Annotated in this window: 15 protein-coding genes and 1 pseudogene; 14 read left to right on the forward strand and 2 right to left on the reverse strand. The window is 59.5% G+C overall.

Annotated features, from left to right (window positions below; translation table 11 throughout):
• Positions 1 to 18: 18 nt before the first annotated feature.
• A complete protein-coding gene (locus tag BN77_RS15265) occupies positions 19 to 516 on the reverse strand; it encodes a MarR family winged helix-turn-helix transcriptional regulator (protein WP_007533393.1) in 498 nt (165 codons plus the stop codon).
• 166 nt (positions 517 to 682) lie between these two features.
• On the opposite strand from BN77_RS15265, the gene BN77_RS15270 reads away from it, so the two are divergent.
• The 3 genes from BN77_RS15270 (at position 683) to msrB (ending at position 3,061) form a co-directional block, all read left to right on the forward strand.
• Positions 683 to 1,078: an Ohr family peroxiredoxin gene (locus tag BN77_RS15270; RefSeq protein WP_007533395.1), complete on the forward strand. Its 396-nt coding sequence runs from the start codon at positions 683 to 685 to the stop codon at positions 1,076 to 1,078.
• A gap of 118 nt (positions 1,079 to 1,196) precedes the next feature.
• On the forward strand, positions 1,197 to 2,480 hold the full coding sequence (locus BN77_RS15275) for an epoxide hydrolase family protein (RefSeq protein WP_007533397.1): 1,284 nt from the start codon (positions 1,197 to 1,199) through the stop codon (positions 2,478 to 2,480).
• Between the two features lie 98 nt (positions 2,481 to 2,578).
• Positions 2,579 to 3,061: a peptide-methionine (R)-S-oxide reductase MsrB gene (gene msrB / locus BN77_RS15280; RefSeq protein WP_007533399.1), complete on the forward strand. Its 483-nt coding sequence runs from the start codon at positions 2,579 to 2,581 to the stop codon at positions 3,059 to 3,061.
• Positions 3,062 to 3,116: 55 nt separating this feature from the next.
• On the opposite strand, the pseudogene BN77_RS15285 reads toward msrB, so the two are convergent.
• Positions 3,117 to 4,065: pseudogene (locus BN77_RS15285) on the reverse strand (LysR family transcriptional regulator).
• Positions 4,066 to 4,163: 98 nt separating this feature from the next.
• Here BN77_RS15285 and BN77_RS15290 point away from each other — a divergent pair.
• The 11 genes from BN77_RS15290 (at position 4,164) to BN77_RS15340 (ending at position 16,652) form a co-directional block, all read left to right on the forward strand.
• A complete protein-coding gene (locus BN77_RS15290) occupies positions 4,164 to 5,039 on the forward strand; it encodes a dioxygenase family protein (protein ID WP_007533401.1) in 876 nt (291 codons plus the stop codon).
• Positions 5,036 to 6,097 (forward strand): maleylacetate reductase, encoded by a 1,062-nt coding sequence (locus BN77_RS15295; protein ID WP_007533403.1) that lies wholly within the window; start codon positions 5,036 to 5,038, stop codon positions 6,095 to 6,097. Before BN77_RS15290 ends, BN77_RS15295 begins: the two co-directional genes overlap by 4 nt.
• 33 nt (positions 6,098 to 6,130) lie before the next feature.
• Positions 6,131 to 7,411 (forward strand): ABC transporter substrate-binding protein, encoded by a 1,281-nt coding sequence (locus tag BN77_RS15300; protein WP_007533405.1) that lies wholly within the window; start codon positions 6,131 to 6,133, stop codon positions 7,409 to 7,411.
• Between the two features lie 59 nt (positions 7,412 to 7,470).
• Positions 7,471 to 8,190, forward strand: coding sequence for an ABC transporter ATP-binding protein (locus BN77_RS15305; protein WP_007533407.1), 720 nt, complete (start codon positions 7,471 to 7,473; stop codon positions 8,188 to 8,190).
• The gene (locus BN77_RS15310; RefSeq protein ID WP_007533409.1) at positions 8,190 to 8,909 is read left to right on the forward strand and encodes an ABC transporter ATP-binding protein; all 720 of its coding nucleotides are present in this window, start codon (positions 8,190 to 8,192) and stop codon (positions 8,907 to 8,909) included. Before BN77_RS15305 ends, BN77_RS15310 begins: the two co-directional genes overlap by 1 nt.
• Positions 8,896 to 9,759 (forward strand): branched-chain amino acid ABC transporter permease, encoded by an 864-nt coding sequence (locus BN77_RS15315; protein ID WP_007533411.1) that lies wholly within the window; start codon positions 8,896 to 8,898, stop codon positions 9,757 to 9,759. Before BN77_RS15310 ends, BN77_RS15315 begins: the two co-directional genes overlap by 14 nt.
• A 5-nt stretch (positions 9,760 to 9,764) precedes the next feature.
• A complete protein-coding gene (locus tag BN77_RS15320; RefSeq protein WP_007533413.1) occupies positions 9,765 to 10,853 on the forward strand; it encodes a branched-chain amino acid ABC transporter permease in 1,089 nt (362 codons plus the stop codon).
• On the forward strand, positions 10,846 to 12,600 hold the full coding sequence (locus BN77_RS15325) for an FAD-dependent oxidoreductase (protein WP_040677254.1): 1,755 nt from the start codon (positions 10,846 to 10,848) through the stop codon (positions 12,598 to 12,600). Before BN77_RS15320 ends, BN77_RS15325 begins: the two co-directional genes overlap by 8 nt.
• A gap of 7 nt (positions 12,601 to 12,607) precedes the next feature.
• Positions 12,608 to 13,492 carry an intradiol ring-cleavage dioxygenase gene (locus BN77_RS15330; RefSeq protein ID WP_007533416.1) on the forward strand — a complete coding sequence of 295 codons (885 nt, stop codon included), beginning with the start codon at positions 12,608 to 12,610 and terminating at the stop codon, positions 13,490 to 13,492.
• Between the two features lie 187 nt (positions 13,493 to 13,679).
• Positions 13,680 to 14,027 (forward strand): hypothetical protein, encoded by a 348-nt coding sequence (locus tag BN77_RS15335; RefSeq protein WP_007533417.1) that lies wholly within the window; start codon positions 13,680 to 13,682, stop codon positions 14,025 to 14,027.
• A 375-nt stretch (positions 14,028 to 14,402) separates the two neighbouring features.
• The gene (locus BN77_RS15340) at positions 14,403 to 16,652 is read left to right on the forward strand and encodes a DUF3141 domain-containing protein (protein ID WP_007533418.1); all 2,250 of its coding nucleotides are present in this window, start codon (positions 14,403 to 14,405) and stop codon (positions 16,650 to 16,652) included.
• Positions 16,653 to 16,699 lie beyond the last annotated feature (47 nt).

Genomic DNA, 16,699 nt, shown 5'->3' on the forward strand with positions numbered 1-16,699 from the left:
CGACGGTGGAGAAAACGATTAATCCTTGGCCGATCCGTCCTGCTTTGCCTTCAGCAGGTTGTTGCGCAGCCGCACCACGGACTTCTGGACGGCCGGAAAGTCGTTGCCGAGGCCGGTTGCTTCGACCAGCGGTGCGCCGGGATCCGTCGCGACGAGATCGCGTCCGGCTGCCGTCAGGCTCAATCTCACCTGCCGCTCGTCAGCTGGGTCGCGTTTGCGTTGGATATAACCGAGGGTCTCAAGTTTCTTAAGCATCGGCGTTAGCGTGTTTGATTCCAGGAAGAGCTTTTCGCCGAGCGTTCCCACGGTCTGGTCGTCTTTCTCAGAGAGGGCGACCATTGCGATGTACTGAGTGTAGGTCAGGTTCAGCTTGTCCAAAATCGGCTTGTACGCGCGGCCGAAGGCCAGATTTGCCGAGTAGACCGCGAAGCAAAGAAAATTCGATAGCTTGCTGTCGCGCTGGGCGGACGAGGGCGCTCCTGTCTCCAGGTTCTTGGTGGTTTTGGATGCGGACATGGGGAGATCCCGTTCGATTATTCGTCATGCTTTATATAAATCGCATCCGATTAAATCGCAATGGTATTGACAAGGGATTTTTATCGCCTTATTTAAATCGTATCCGATTAAATTACATCCGATTAACGCGGATACGAGTGATAAACCCACCAGGAAGGATCCTACCATGACCGAGAAGCTCCTCTTTACCGGCAAGACCCACAACAAGGGCGGTCGCAATGGTTTCACGCGCAGCAGCGATGGAGAGCTTGACCTTCAGATGTCACAGCCGCACCCGGCCGCTGAACGCCTCTTCGGCGCAGCATGGTCCGCCTGCTTCATCGGCGCCATTGAGGTCGCCGCAGCGCTAAGAAAGATCAAGCTGCCCGTTGAGCCTGAGATCGACACGGAAATCGATTTGAACGCTGACGGTGGTTCCTACTTTCTCCGTGCGCGCCTGAACGTCAACATGCCGGGTATCGAGCGTGATGTCGCGGAGGAATTGATCCATGCAGCACACGAGATCTGCCCGTACTCCAAGGCAACGCGCGGCAATATCGACGTGGCGCTCAATCTCGTTTGAAGCGATGAGAAAGTTCTCGGCGAGGCCGATTCAAAGGTGTCGCCAACACCATAGGTGCGTCGGAGTTCAGTGTAAATTATGCCCGCACCCGAACAAGCTGAAAGCATTGGAGGATATCATGACAGCTCTAGCATCGATCACACGGCGTAGCCTGCTTGCCTCCGCGGCAGTTGCCGGCGCCGTTAGTCTCCTGCCAGCATCATTCGTGATCGCGGGCGACGACATTGCGATTCGCCCGTTCCAATTCAGGGCCTCTGACGAGCAGCTTGCCGACCTGCGCCAGCGGGTAAACGCAACCCGCTGGCCGGAGCCGGAAACGGTCACGGACAGTACGCAGGGCGTGCAATATGCGACCGCTCAAAAACTCGCGCACTACTGGGCAACCGAATATGACTGGCGCAAGGTCGAAGCCCGGCTGAATGCCCTGCCGCAGTTCATCACGACGATTGATGGCTTGGACATTCATTTCATTCACGTTCGTTCCAAGCACAAGAATGCATTGCCGCTCATCGTCACGCATGGATGGCCCGGCTCTGTCATCGAGCAGTTGAAGATCATCGAGCCGTTGACGAACCCGACGACGCATGGCGGGTCGGCATCGGATGCCTTCGATCTCGTCATCCCGTCAATGCCCGGCTACGGCTTTTCCGGCAAGCCGACCACGACTGGCTGGGATCCGATGCGCATCGCACATGCCTGGATCGAATTGATGAAGCGGCTCGGCTACACCAGATACGTTGCGCAGGGCGGCGATTGGGGCGATGCGGTCACCGAGCAGATGGCTCTGATCGCTCCACCGGAATTGCTTGGCATTCATGTCAACATGCCGGCGACCGTTCCTGCCGATATCGCCGCCGCCCTGCAACCCGGCGGCACGCCGCCGAAAAACCTCTCTCCCGACGAACAGCATGCGTACGACCAGCTCGACGATTTCTACAAGCATGGGCTCGGCTATGCGATCGAAATGGCTAATCGTCCGCAGACACTCTATGGAGTTGCAGACTCGCCGGTCGGTCTGGCAGCGTGGATGATCGACCACGATATCCGCAGCTACGAGATGATCGCACGCATCTTCGATGGAAAGACCGAAGGCCTGACGCGCGATGATATCCTCGACAACATTACGCTCTACTGGCTGACGAACACAGCCGTCTCGTCGGCGCGGCTCTACTGGGAAAACAAGCTGGCGTTCTTTGCCGTCAAGAATGTCACCATCCCGGTTGCTGTCAGCGTTTTTCCCGATGAGATCTATGCGGCGCCACGCAGCTGGACGGAACGCGCCTATCCGAAGCTCATCCACTACAACAAGCTCGACAAAGGTGGGCACTTTGCTGCCTGGGAGCAGGCGAATGCCTTCACCTCCGAGCTCAGAGCGGCGTTCCACTCGCTGCGGTCTGCGTAGGAACTGGTAGGAGGGCGCTCAGCGGCACCGTCTCTTTTGTGATGGTAATCTAGCCGAGAAGATCTCGGGAATCCGGCGGGATCGAAGGAGAGCCAGGAATGCGTGACGTCGTTGAATTGCAGTTCGATCGTACCCCTCCCACGCGGGAAGAGATGCAGCAGCTTGCGGCGGACCTCAGCGATGAGGAACGCCACCTGCTTTTGGAGCACGGTGAGGAGGCGCCGTTTTGCGGCGTCTTCCTCCACGAGCGACGTGAGGGACTTTATACCTGCCGCCTGTGCGGTCTTCCCCTGTTCAGGGCCGTGGCGAAATTCGAAAGCGGCACAGGCTGGCCGAGCTTCACTGCCCCGGCGGCGAGCGATCATCTCCGGCGTGTTCGCGATAGCCGCTACGGCATGGTCAGAACGGAAATCGTTTGTGCACGTTGCGGAGCGCACCAGGGCCACGTCTTTGCCGACGGGCCGCCTCCCACGGGCGAGCGTTTTTGCATAAATTCAGGGTCGCTCGAGTTCACGCCGAAAGGGCAGCCGCTTCCTGACAAGCTTGGCCGCGGTAGCCCAGAAGGCGAGCCTGCGTGGTAGTTACCCGTTCGCGGCACATTGGTCCCGACTGGCGCCCAGCGCTAGCAGCTCGCTGCTACCGCCCCCAGACCACTGCTTCTTCGTGTCGCTTGATCAAGTGGCGCAGGCTTTCGAATCCAGAGCGTATATGCTGTGCGAACTGATCTACGGCCGGCGACCGGGCGGAGTCCGCGCGCGTCAGAATTGCCAGTGCCCGCTCGGGATGCGGGATGGTGAGCGGCAGTGCGGTGATGGATTTTTCCCTGCGCAGCGCGAAGACCACGCTGTGTGGCATGACGGTCAGGGCGTCGGCTGCCTTAAGATAGTTGATCACACTCATCAACGAGCCGCCGGAATAGCGGATCTTGATTTCGGTTGCACCAAAGGAGAGCAGAAGCGCGCGAAGATCGGCAAGCAGCGGACTGCCGGGCGGCGGCGCAACCCAGGGATAGTCGAGAAGCTGGCTTGGCTGCGGCCGGCGCTTCAATAACAGCGGATGTGACGCGGCAGGCAATGACGTTGCGCCCCGGCAGGATCTGCTGAAACTCCAAGCCGGAACCTTCGTCCAGAATGTCGATCGGGCAGATCGCAAGATCGATCTGATCAGCCTTCAAGGCGGCGCGAAGATCCGGGAAGTAGCCGTAGCTTTGATCGATGCGAACGTCAGGATGTGTGATTTGATAGTCGGCGCACAGCTCTGCGATTAGCGCATCCATGAAAAAAGGCGTGCCTCCGACACGCACGACGCCGCTTTTGCCGACACGAAAGCTCTCCACTAGATCGGAGGCCTTTCGGGACGCAGCCAGCATCGCCAACCCTTGCTCGGCCAATGAAAGCCCCAGCGGCGTCGGCTGCAACGGCCGCCGACCTTTGACGAACAATGGTTCGCCAAGCCTCCTTTCAAGCATCGAGAGCGTCCGTGAAACAGCTGGCTGCGCAAGCCCGAGAAGGGCCGCCCCCTCGGTTACCCCGCCCGTCTTGACCACAGCGGCAAGCTGTATGAGATGCCGTTCGTCCATCTTCATAACGATATGTTATACAAAAGCCGAATCAAATCATCAATTAGTTCCTGTGGGCCTGCTAGTTTACCTCCACGAATGATGCGGATTTTGGGAGGACACGCATGTCGCCAGCCACCGATGCGCTTGTTTTCAGTGAAGCGACATCTTCGAAGGTGTTTGCTGAGCGCATGCCATCCGGTAAAGGCGGTCAGTTGCCTCTCCTAATGGCCGCGGTGGCCAGGCACACGCATGAACTGATCAAGGAATTTCGCCCCACCCAGGATGATTGGCGCAAGGTGATCGCGTTTCTGACCGAGGTCGGCCATGCCTCCGATGAACGCCGTCAGGAGTGGGTATTGCTCTCCGACCTGATTGGCGCGTCAGCCCTGGTGGAAGAGATCAATTCACGGCGGCCGAAAGGCGCTACGCCCAACACTATCCGTGGCCCGTTCTTCCGCAGCGATGTGCCCGAACGCTCGCGGGGCAGCTCGATTTCACTTGATGGAATAGGAGAGCCGCTTTGCGTCGCCGTCCGGGTCATCGACCTAGACGGGCAGCCGATACCGTCGGCCGAGCTGATCACCTGGCAGGCCAACGCTCAGGGTCTCTATGAGAACCAGCAACCGGACCTGCAGCCGGAGCACAACCTGCGTGGGCTTTTCCACACCGATGCTGATGGACGCGTTAACTACCGCACGGTCATGCCAAAGGGGTACAGCGTGCCGGACGACGGTCCCGTCGGGCATCTGTTGGCGGCGGCTGGCTATCCGCTGCATCGACCGGCACACCTCCATTTTGTCGTCCGTGCCGCCGGCTTCGAGACAATCACCACACATGTCTATGATCGAAATGATTCGCACCTCCACGAGGACGCATTGTTCGGGGTGAAGCCCGAACTCGTGAGAGATTTTCGCGCGACAGGCGCAGATGCGTCGCAGACGAAGCAGGTCGACTTCACTTTCGTGATGGTGCGGGCAAGGCCGGAGAGAGCAAAATGAGCCTATCTTTTCACTACGCTGGCAGTCCGGCTCATATTGTTTTTGGCGAAGGCGCCAGCCAAAACGTGGCGAACTGGATCGAGAAGATCGGCTGCCGCAGAGCCCTTGTCCTTTCCACGCCACAGCAGAAAGGCGACGCCGAAGCGCTGGCCGCGACGATCGGCCCACTTGCGGTTGGCATTTTCAGCGGTGCGGTCATGCACACACCTGTCAATGTCACGGAAGCCGCGATGAAGATGGTTTCGGAAAGCCGTGCCGATTGCGTCGTGTCGCTCGGCGGGGGCTCGACGACGGGCCTGGGCAAGGCCATAGCCTACCGCACCGACCTGCCGCAAATAGTCATTCCAACGACCTATGCAGGTTCGGAAGTTACTCCGATCCTTGGTCAGACCGAGGATGGCCGCAAGACGACGATCAAAGGTGCGAAAATCTTGCCCGAGGTGGTTATCTATGACGCCTCGCTGACGATCGGTCTTCCGGTCGCCTTGTCGATGACCTCGGGGCTGAATGCCATGGCCCATGCTGTTGAAGCCCTTTATGCGCAGGACCGCAACCCGATCTCCACGCTCATGGCGATTGAAGGTTTGCGCGCCTTCCGCTCCGCACTTCCGGAAATTCTGCTGAAGCCAAGCGATCTCGAGGCGCGGGCGGGCGGCCTCTATGGCGCGTGGCTTTGCGGCACCGTGCTTGGCACGGTTGGTATGGCCCTACATCACAAGATCTGTCACACGCTCGGCGGCACGTTCGACACGCCACACGCTGAGACGCATGCGATCATGCTGCCGCATACGGCGGCCTTCAATTCCGTGGCAGTGCCGGAGCTCCTGAAGCCTGTGGCAGAGATCTTCGGGAGCGCGGTCGGTGGCGGGCTTTGGGACTTCGCCAGGTCGGTCGGCGCGCCGCTCGCGCTTCGTGATATAGGCCTGACTGAAGCTGATCTCGACAAGGCGAGCCAGATCGCGGTCGACAATCCTTACTGGAATCCGCGGCCGATCGACGGGCCGTCAATTCGTGCGTTGCTGCAGGATGCCTGGGAGGGGCGCCGGCCGCAGAATTAGTCGTCACACAAAAGGGGATGGGAGGAGAACAAGATGACAACCAGGCGTGAATTCCTAAAACAGACGGCCGCCACGGGGGTGCTTGCCGCATCGGGGCTGGCCACGCCGGCGCTCGCGCAGAAAAGTTCGATCAAGCTCGGCTATGTCAGCCCCCGGACCGGACCGTTGGCCGCGTTTGGAGAGGCCGACAAGTTCGTGATCGACAGCTTTCTCGCAACGACCAAGAAGATGGGGTTCGACTATGAGGTCGTTGTCAAGGACAGCCAGTCCAATCCCAACCGTGCCGCCGAGGTGACAAAGGAACTGGTCGTCACCGATAAGGTCAATCTGGTCCTTGTTTCCTCGACGCCAGAAACCACCAACCCGGTGTCGACGACCTGCGAAGCCGAAGAAATGCCCTGCATTTCGACTGTAGCGCCCTGGCAGCCATGGTTCATCGGCCAGCAGGCGAATCCGGGCGATCCGAATTCCTGGAAACCGTTCAATTTCGCCTATCACTTCTTCTGGGGCCTCGAGGACATCATCGCCGTCTTCACCGGCATGTGGGGCCAGATCGAGACCAACAAGAAGGTCGGTGGACTCTTCCCCAACGATGGCGACGGCAATGCATGGGGGGATAAGGCTGTCGGTTTCCCGCCGGTACTCGAAAAGCTTGGCTATACGCTCACCGACCCCGGCCGCTTCCAGAACCTTTCCGACGACTTTTCCGCGCAGATCAACGCCTTCAAGCAGGCGAACGCCGAGATTGTCACCGGCGTCGTCATTCCGCCGGATTTCACAACTTTTTGGAACCAGGCGAAGCAGCAAGGCTTCAAGCCGAAGGTCGCGTCGATCGGCAAGGCGCTGCTCTTTCCTCAAACGGTGGAATCGCTTGGCGATGCCGGCCAAAATCTGTCGACCGAAGTGTGGTGGACACCGAGCCATCCCTTCAAGTCGTCGTTGACGGGCGAGACGGCTGCTCAGATTGCCGACGCCTTCACCAAGGCGACCGGACGGCCCTGGACGCAGCCGATCGGGTTTGCGCACGCCCTGTTCGAACTGGCGGTCGATGTCATGAAACGGTCCGACGAACCTGGTGACGGAGAGGCGGTTGCCAAGGCCATTAGCGAAACGAAGCTCGACACCCTGGTTGGGCCGATCGCGTGGGGCAATGAGAAGCTGCCGCCGTTCGCGCAAAAAAACGTCGCCAAGACGCCTCTTGTGGGAGGCCAGTGGCGGCTGAAGCAGGATGGTAAAGGTTACGATCTCGTGATCGTCGAGAATGTTACCGCACCGAACATTCCGACTGGCGGAAAGATGGAGCCGATCGCCTGAGCCTGAGGGTTCAGGATCGCCAGGGAGCCCGGAGGTGGCTCCCTCCGGAGGAGGAGCAGATGCCTGTACTGGAACTCGAAAGTGTCTCGAAGAAGTTCGGCGCATTGATCGTCGCGGAGCAGATTTCCTTTACTGTCGAGGAGGGCGAGGCGCTCGGGATCATCGGCCCGAACGGCGCCGGTAAGTCGACCTTGTTCAACCTGATTACCGGCAATATCGCCGCGGACGATGGGGCGATCCGTTTCGCGGACGCTGATGTGACAAGGACCCCGCCGATGGCACGCTGCTTTGCCGGAATGGGCCGGACGTTCCAGATTCCGCAACCGTTCGATCAACTGACCGTGTTCGAGAACCTGCTCGTCGCCGGATCGTTCGGCGCACGCAAGCGGGAAAGGGACGTTGCGGATCGCTGCGCAGAGATCCTTATCGATACAGGCCTGATCGACAAGGCGAATGCAACGGCAGGCAGCCTCACATTGCTGCAGCGAAAGCGGTTGGAACTCGCCCGCGCGATGGCAACGGATCCGAAGCTTCTGCTGCTCGACGAGATAGCCGGAGGGCTGACGGAAGGCGAATGCCGGGCGCTGGTGGCGACAATCCGAAGCCTGAACAGCAAAGGCATTGCGGTGATCTGGATCGAGCATGTCCTGCATGCGCTGAACGCCGTGGTCGGTCGCCTGCTTGTACTGCATTTCGGCCGCGTCATCGGCATCGGGAAACCTGACGAGATCATGAATTCGAGGGAAGTCCGCGAAATCTACTTGGGGATCGACCTCTGATGGCGCTTCTCGAAACCCACGCACTAGTCGCGTCCTACGGCGATTTCCAGGCGCTGTTCGGTGTCGATCTTTGTCTCGAAGAGGGCGAGACGCTGGCAATCATCGGCGCGAATGGGGCGGGCAAGACGACGCTGATGCGGTCGCTCTCGGGCGTCCTGAAGAACGAGCCGGACGCTATACGCTATCGGGGCGAGGCGATCGGGGCGCTCACAGCTCCTGACGTCATGGCGCGTGGGATCGCTATGGTGCCCGAAGGCCGGCGTCTGTTTCCATCGCTGACCGTCGAGGAGAACCTGTTGGTCGGCACTTACGGTCGCAAGACCGCAGGTCCTTGGACGCTCGACAGCATCTATGCGCTCTTCCCGATCCTGCAAGAGCGGGGCCGCAGCCCTGCGACCGCACTTTCCGGCGGCCAGCAGCAGATGGTGGCAATTGGCAGGGCATTGATGTCGAACCCAGACGTGCTCCTTTGCGATGAGATCAGCCTAGGGCTCGCGCCAGTCGTGGTGCGCGACATCTATGCCGCCTTCCCGCGAATTCGGGAAACCGGAGCGGCGATCATCATCGTTGAACAGGACATCGCCCAGGCGCTCAAGGTCTCCAACCGGGTGTATTGCATGATGGAGGGCCGCATCACGCTTTCCGGAAAGGCATGCGATCTCGACCGCGACGCTATTCACAAGGCTTACTTTGGAGCAGATGGCCATGAACTGGCTTGATACGATAGCACAGGGCATTCTGCTTGGTGGGCTCTATGCTCTCTTCGCGGCGGGGCTTAGCCTGGTCTTCGGCATCATGCGGCTGGTTAATCTTGCGCATGGTGATCTGATTGTTTTGGCAGCCTTTCTGATCTTGTCGCTCGTGTCCTTGCTCGGGCTTCATCCGTTTGTCGCCGCGCTTGTCGCGGCGCCTCTCATGTTCGCCGCCGGGTGGATCCTTCAGTACCACTTGCTCAACCGCACGCTCGGAAAGGATATCCTGCCGCCGCTGCTTGTTACTTTCGGTCTCTCGATCGTTATCCAGAACGGTTTGCTGGAAGGCTTTACGGCTGACAGCCGGCGGATTTCGGCAGGAGCTCTCGAGACGGCATCCGTTTCGCTGGGGCCGATCAATGCCGGGGTCATGCCAATGCTTACCTTCTGCTCAGCGGTCCTCGTGATCGTGGCGCTGAACCAGCTGATCTATCGCACGTCCGTCGGCCGGGCGTTCCGCGCGACGTCCGACGACCTGACCACGGCGGGACTTATGGGTATCCGGCCGCAGCGCATATTTGCGATGGCAACGGGACTTGCCATGGTGGTGGTGACCATCGCGGCGCTCTACCTGGGGACGCGCGCCAATTTTGATCCCACGTCCGGGCCTGCCCGGCTGATTTACGCTTTCGAAGCGGTCATCATCGGCGGCCTTGGCTCTCTATGGGGAACGCTGGCCGGAGGAATCATTCTTGGTGTCGCGCAGACGATCGGTGGGGCCATCAATCCGGAGTGGCAGATTCTTGCCGGACATCTCGCATTCCTTCTCGTCCTTCTGTTCAAGCCTCGTGGCCTTTTGCCGCGTGCAGTGGATTGAGCGTTATGGAACAGTTGCTCGCACCGACCTTCAGAGTTGAGACCCGTACTGGCGCCTCCATGGCATTCGCCATCATCGCGGCGATCGTCGTCATCCTCGCCTTCCTGGCGCCACTTCTCGTTTCGCGGGGCGCCGTCCAGGACCTGTTCTTCATCCTCACGATGCTGGTGCTCGCACAATGCTGGAACCTGCTTGCTGGATATGCCGGTCTGATTTCCGTGGGCCAGCAGCTCTTCGTCGGATGCGGAGCTTACGCCATGTTTGCTCTCGTTAGCATATTCGGGCTTGATCCGGTGGCGGCAGTCATCATCGCGGGTCTCTTTGCGGCGCTCATCGCGGTGCCGACGGCCTTCTTTACCTTCCGTCTCTACGGCCCCTATTTCGCGATCGGCACCTGGGTCATCGCTGAGGTTGGTCGTCTGCTCTTTGCCCAGTGGAAGGCGCTCGGTGGTGGCACCGGCACATCTTTGCCGCATGACGCGACCCGTGACATGATCGGCGTCTGGCCGTTGAAATCCTTGTTTCGCATGAAATCGGCACAAGCGGGCGATGCGCTGACCTATTGGCTCGCGCTGGCGCTCGCCTTAATCACCATCGGAGCCATCTACTGGTTGCTGCGATCACGCCATGGGCTGGGTCTTGCGGCTGTTCGGGACAATGAGCAAGCGGCACGCGCCGTTGGCGTCGATGCCCGGCGCATGAAGACAATGGTCTACCTGACAGCGGCATTTCTGACCGGCTGCTGCGGCGCGCTGATTTACGTCCAAGAGCAGCGCATCTCGCCGGATGCGGCGTTCTCCGTGATCGACTGGACGGCGTATGTGATCTTCATCGTCGTCATCGGCGGCATCGGTACTGTCGAAGGCCCGATCGTGGGCGTCATCGTCTTCTTTCTGCTGCAGAACCTGCTTGCCGGCTATGGCTCCTGGTATCTTCTGATCCTCGGCCTGGTTGCCATTGTCACGATGCTTTTTGCGCCACGCGGGCTTTGGGGCCTGTTTTCCGACCGCACCGGCATCCAGCTTTTTCCGGTCCGCCGAATTCTCAAGGGCGGACCTCTTGAACACAAACAAATGGGAGGGCCAAATGGCTGATATCACAACGGACGTACTCGTCATCGGGACCGGCCCGGCGGGCTCGGCTACCGCCGCACTGCTGTCGACCTACGGCATCGAGAACATGGTGATCAATCGCTACCGGTGGCTTGCAAACACGCCGCGTGCGCACATTACCAATCAGCGCACGATGGAGGTGCTGCGTGATCTCGGGCGAGATGTCGAGGACGAGGCCTACATGTTTGCCGCAGAACAGGACCTGATGGGCGAGAACGTCTTCTGCACATCGCTGACGGGCGAGGAGATCGGCCGCATGAAGAGTTGGGGCAAGCATCCCCTGTCTCGCGCCGAACATCAGCTTTCCTCACCGAGTCTGATGAACGATCTGCCGCAAACCTTCATGGAGCCGCTTCTGTTTAAGACGGCCTGCTCGCGTGGCACACAGGCGCGCATGTCGTGCGAATATGTCGGTCACGAGCAGGATGCCGACGGTGTCACGACCACCTGTTTCGATCGGTTGACGAGCAGGGAGTTTACCGTCCGGTCCAAGTTCCTGATTGGCGCCGATGGTGGCAATTCAAGGGTGGCCGAGCACGCGGACCTTTCCTTCGAAGGCAAGATGGGTGTCGGCGGCTCGATGAACATCCTGTTCGAGGCCGACTTGTCGCGACATGTCGCGCATCGGCCCTCGGTGCTTTACTGGGTGCTGCAGCCAGGCGCCGATGTCGGCGGCATCGGCATGGGGCTCGTGCGCATGGTCAGGCCCTGGCACGAATGGCTGATCGTCTGGGGCTACGATATCAATCAGCCGGCTCCTGAGGTAACCGAGGAGTTCGCCATCAAGGTCGTTCGCGATCTCGTGGGTGATCACGAACTTCAGCCGAAGATCAAGTCGGTCTCGACTTGGACCGTTAACAATATGTATGCGACGCAGATGTCGAACGGCCGCGTCTTCTGCATGGGAGATGCGACCCACCGGCATCCGCCGTCGAATGGACTGGGCTCGAACACGTCGATTCAGGATAGCTTCAATCTCGCATGGAAGCTGGCCATGGTGTTGAAGGGACAGGCCGGGCGCGGTCTGCTCGACAGCTACAACACCGAGCGTGCGCCTGTCGCCAAGCAGATCGTGACGCGGGCGAATAAGTCCATCGAAGAGTTCGGTCCGATCTTCAAGGCGCTCGGACTTCTGGATTCTGTCGATCCGGTAAAGATGCAGGAAAATATGGACGCCCGCTGCAACGATACGCCGGATGCGGAAAGGCAGCGCAAGGCGATCCGGGATGCGATCGCCTACAAGGTCTATGAGTTCGATGCGCACGGCGTTGAGATGAACCACCGGTACAGATCGAAAGCGATCCTCACTGACGGTCAGCCAGAGCCAGCCTTCGCGAAGGACCCTGAACTCCACTACCAGCCAACGACTTGGCCCGGCGCACGCCTGCCGCACGTCTGGCTGTTTAGCCATAGCGGCGAGAAAGTCTCTACCCTCGACCTGACTGGTCACGGCGTCTTCACCATTCTGACGGGCATCGGCGGCGACGGCTGGGTGGCGGCGGCCAAGGCGCTTTCAAAGGAGTTCAATATCCGGATCGCCACGCACGCAATCGGACCTCGCCAGGAATGGCAGGATCTCGTTGGCGATTGGGCCAACGCGCGCGAAGTCCGGGATTCCGGTGCCATTCTGGTGCGGCCGGATCATCACGTCGCCTGGCGTGCAGACGCGATCGTTTCCAACCCGGACGCCGAACTGCGCCGCGTTCTGAAATCCATCCTCGATAGGTGAGAACATCATGGAAGCACATGAGAAGGGCTTCTTTACAGAAGAAGATTCCGTCGCCGTCGTGACCGGCCGCAACGAGAATGCCAACGACGAACGCCTGAAACAGGTGATGGACGTCATCACCCGAAAGCTCCACGAAGCGGTGAAAGAAATCGAGCCGACACTAGACGAGTGGATGCAGGCCATTCTGTTCCTCACTCGTACCGGACAGATTTGCAACGAGTGGAGGCAGGAATTTATCCTGCTTTCGGATGTCCTCGGTGTTTCGATGCTGGTCGACGCGATCAACAACCGGAAACCGTCGGGCGCCTCTGAAAGCACGGTGCTTGGTCCGTTTCATGTTGCCGACGCACCGGAGCTGCCGATGGGAGCGAACATCTGCCTCGACCAAAAGGGTGAGGACATGGTCATCGAAGGCAGGATTTTGGATACAGACGGACGACCGGTCGCCGATGCGCTGCTTGATGTCTGGCAGGCCAACGACGAGGGCTTCTACGATGTCCAGCAAAAGGGCATCCAGCCGGACTTCAATCTGCGGGGCGTGTTCCGTACCGGGGCGGACGGACGCTATTGGTTCCGGGCGGTGAAGCCCAAATATTATCCGATCCCCGCCGATGGTCCGGTCGGGCAACTGTTGAAGGAACTGGGCCGCCATCCATATCGGCCCGCGCACCTGCATTACATCATCAAGGCCGAAGGCTTTGAAACGCTGACCACCCATATCTTCGATCCCGACGATCCTTACATCAACTCCGATGCCGTGTTCGGAGTAAAGGAGAGCCTGCTTGCCAAATTCCGGCGGACGCGCGATCCCGAACGATCGAAACAGTATCAATTTGCCGGCGATTTCTGGGAGGTGAAGCACGACTTCGTCCTCGCACGGACAAAAAGATGAGGCGAGCAATGGGTAATCATTCAGACGATTGGCGGCCGCGTTAACCGATCGTCAACGCTGCCGAACGACTCCCTCGTCATTTGCTGGCAAACAGCGTGGGGGTTCGCCCAATGATGATTGCGCTATGCACAGGTCCGTCTATTTTGGCCAAGAGCGTTCAAGCGCAGGGCACAACCGGGCGGAGAAGATGAAAGCGGCCTACCAGACGACCCTAGTGGTATTTGCAGTTCTTTTGCCGGTGGCAGCCTTGGGTCAGTCAGGCGGTTGGCAATCCGATGGCAGTGGCACGAGCACCTGGCATGTTTCGCCCTCGGAGGGCACCTGCAACGTCAGTCAGGCGCAGAACCGCGCTCGCCGGGCCGGTATCTACCGCACCGATCTGGTCTATCGTGATGAGAACGTCCTGACGCTAAGGGGATTGACCGAATGGGGCGATCGCCGGGAGATCACTTTCGCCAACATCCGAGGATGTCCCGAGGTTGGGTTTCAAGATATGCAGCAGAGCCAACCGGGAAAAGTGCCCACCAATCGGTGACTACGCGCTGCTTGCCGGCAGGCGCCTGTCGGGATGTCTGCGATACAATCCGTTCTCGCCTGTGATGTTGCCGTTGGAGTGAAGCGCAGCGGCTGAACGGCATGCCTTTGTGAGAAAGGATTGTCTTGGTGCTGATCGGACAAACGACCTCACGAGGAATTAGTCCGGCCGTCGATCCTGGGCGCCATTAAAGAACGACGTATCCTACCGTAAAATACGTTGGGCGTTCCGCCCAATGCGCCTATGCTGCACCTGCTAACAATTTGTATCTAACAGCGCGAGCTGTTTCGTTCACAGAGTGGACGCATAGCGAGAATACTATCCCGAGCACAGGAACTTGATCCTCGATGAGAGGGTGAACGAGGGAGCTTTGGCATGCGGTACTCTTCCTATCTTCCGACGGCCGGTTTCGCCGCTCAGTTTGGCCCAGCCGGTCTTGCCGTTGATTATGCCCTGGATGCCGCTCAGCGCAGCGTGCTGTTCTGGGACGTCATGCGCAAGCGCGGTAACCAATACCGGGCTCATGCCGAAGCGACAGCGCCGCATGTTCTAAGTTTCACGCCGGAAGTTGTGCTAGATGGGCGCACGCTCGAGCGGCCCGTCAACTATGCGCTGGTTCGGATCGTCCCGCCTGAGGGAATAGTGGTTGATCAGAAACGCCGGCCGTTTGTTGTCGTCGATCCGAGAGCCGGACACGGACCAGGCATCGGAGGGTTCAAGGCAGACAGCGAAATCGGTGTGGCGCTGAGAGCCGGACACCCATGCTATTTCATCGGGTTTCTTCCACAGCCGGTGTCGGGACAGACAATCGAAGATATTGCGCTGGCGGAAGCGATCTTTCTGGAGAAAGTCATTTCATTGCATCCGCAGGCCGACGCCAAGCCCTGTGTGATCGGAAATTGCCAGGCGGGCTGGGCCGTCATGATGCTCGCTGCCATGCGCCCGGAACTCTTCGGATCAATTATCGTCGCCGGCGCGCCGCTGTCCTATTGGGCTGGTGAGCGCGGCAAGTATCCGATGCGCTACACTGGCGGGTTGCTGGGTGGCAGCTGGCTCACAGCGTTGACGAGCGACCTTGGTCACGGACAGTTCGACGGCGCCTGGCTGGTTCAGAATTTCGAGAACCAGAATCCTGCCAACACGCTCTGGACCAAACAGTATAATCTCTACTCGAAGATCGACACCGAAGCGCCGCGCTACCTCGGCTTCGAGGAGTGGTGGGGCGGGCACGTCAGCCTGAACGCCGAAGAAATCCAGTTCATCGTCGATGAGCTTTTTGTTGGTAACAATCTCGCAGCCGGTCGTATCGAGGCATCCAGCGGCGAGGCAATCGATCTTCGCAACATTCGTGCGCCGATCGTGGTCTTCTGCTCCAAGGGAGACAACATCACGCCGCCTGCTCAAGCGCTGGGGTGGGTCCTTGATCTCTATGATGACGTGAATGAGATAAGGTCGCATGGACAGACGATCGTTTACACCGTTCATGAAACCGTCGGTCATCTGGGGATCTTCGTGTCCGCGAGCGTTGCCCGCAAGGAGCACGGAGAATTCTCCAGCAACATCGATCTGATCGATGCGTTGCCGCCAGGCCTCTATGAGGCGATTTTCGAAGCTAAGACCGATGAGACCATCGGCGGGGACCTCGTCGAGGGCGATTGGATCATGCGCTGCGAGGCAAGGACGCTCGATGATATCAGAGCGCTTGGCTGTAATAGCGCCGAAGACGACCGCCGCTTTGCAACTGTCGCCAAGGTGTCGGAAATCAACCTCTCGCTTTATCGGACGTTCCTCCAGCCTTTTGTCCGCGCGATGATACCCGAGTGGGCGACCGATCAGTTGCGCGAAACTCATCCGCTTCGGCTGCAGTACGAGCTGTTTTCCGACGTCAATCCTTGGATGGCGGCGATTGCAGACCTTGCCGTCGACGTTAAGGACGAGCGGCGCCCGGTCGCTGCCGATAATCCCTTCCTGGCGCTGGAACAGGCGCTCTCGCGGCAGATTGTTGCGGGGCTGGATGCATGTCGTGTAGGAATGGAGGCGTTGAGCGAAGCGACGTTTCTGTCCATCTATGGCTCTCCACTTCTGCAAGCGGCTGTCGGTATCGATCCATCCGACGCGAAGCCGCACCGGCGTGCCAGCAAGACCGGGCTTCATCGTCAAGTCCTCGAGGCGAAGATCGACGAACTCAAGGCGCAGATCGGCAATGGCGGGCTTCGTGAAGGCATGGCGCGCAGCCTGCTTTATGTCGCCATGGCAAGCGGGGCAGCTGACGAGCGTGGCTTTGCGGCGATCCGCCGGATGCGCAACGTCGAGGACGCGATGCCTGCAATGACGCTTTCGGAGTTTAAGGCGTTGATCCGTGATCAGTTCCTGATGCTGGTGATCGACGAGGAGGCTGCCGTGAATGCAATCCCCCGTCTGCTGCCGGCAGAGGAGGATGTTCGCCGGCAAGCGCTTTCTTCCGTCCAGCAAGTTTTGAATGCACGTGGGCCGCTTTCCGAAGAAGCTGAGCGGCGTTGGCAGAGGGTCGCCGGGCTCTTTGATCTTTCGCCAGAGCCGATCGCCGCACCTTCCTCGCCGCCGAAGAAACCGACCCCACTCAAGGCCGTGAGGCGTGCAAACTAACCAAGGACTGCGCAAAGGTCGACGACTTGCCTCGTCCTTCAATAAGG

This window comes from Rhizobium mesoamericanum STM3625 (assembly GCF_000312665.1).
GTDB classification, from domain to species: domain Bacteria; phylum Pseudomonadota; class Alphaproteobacteria; order Rhizobiales; family Rhizobiaceae; genus Rhizobium; species Rhizobium mesoamericanum.

Bases quoted from the DNA above. Each gene is read 5' to 3' on its own strand.
- BN77_RS15320 (WP_007533413.1), top strand. From the start codon at position 9,765: ATGGAACAGTTGCTCGCACCGACCTTCAGAGTTGAGACCCGTACTGGC.
- BN77_RS15330 (WP_007533416.1), top strand. From the start codon at position 12,608: ATGGAAGCACATGAGAAGGGCTTCTTTACAGAAGAAGATTCCGTCGCC.
- BN77_RS15340 (WP_007533418.1), top strand. From the start codon at position 14,403: ATGCGGTACTCTTCCTATCTTCCGACGGCCGGTTTCGCCGCTCAGTTT.
- BN77_RS15265 (WP_007533393.1), bottom strand. From the start codon at position 516: ATGTCCGCATCCAAAACCACCAAGAACCTGGAGACAGGAGCGCCCTCG.
- BN77_RS15335 (WP_007533417.1), top strand. From the start codon at position 13,680: ATGAAAGCGGCCTACCAGACGACCCTAGTGGTATTTGCAGTTCTTTTG.
- BN77_RS15325 (WP_040677254.1), top strand. From the start codon at position 10,846: ATGGCTGATATCACAACGGACGTACTCGTCATCGGGACCGGCCCGGCG.
- BN77_RS15310 (WP_007533409.1), top strand. From the start codon at position 8,190: ATGGCGCTTCTCGAAACCCACGCACTAGTCGCGTCCTACGGCGATTTC.
- BN77_RS15290 (WP_007533401.1), top strand. From the start codon at position 4,164: ATGTCGCCAGCCACCGATGCGCTTGTTTTCAGTGAAGCGACATCTTCG.
- BN77_RS15270 (WP_007533395.1), top strand. From the start codon at position 683: ATGACCGAGAAGCTCCTCTTTACCGGCAAGACCCACAACAAGGGCGGT.
- BN77_RS15300 (WP_007533405.1), top strand. From the start codon at position 6,131: ATGACAACCAGGCGTGAATTCCTAAAACAGACGGCCGCCACGGGGGTG.
- msrB (WP_007533399.1), top strand. From the start codon at position 2,579: ATGCGTGACGTCGTTGAATTGCAGTTCGATCGTACCCCTCCCACGCGG.
- BN77_RS15305 (WP_007533407.1), top strand. From the start codon at position 7,471: ATGCCTGTACTGGAACTCGAAAGTGTCTCGAAGAAGTTCGGCGCATTG.
- BN77_RS15315 (WP_007533411.1), top strand. From the start codon at position 8,896: ATGAACTGGCTTGATACGATAGCACAGGGCATTCTGCTTGGTGGGCTC.
- BN77_RS15295 (WP_007533403.1), top strand. From the start codon at position 5,036: ATGAGCCTATCTTTTCACTACGCTGGCAGTCCGGCTCATATTGTTTTT.
- BN77_RS15275 (WP_007533397.1), top strand. From the start codon at position 1,197: ATGACAGCTCTAGCATCGATCACACGGCGTAGCCTGCTTGCCTCCGCG.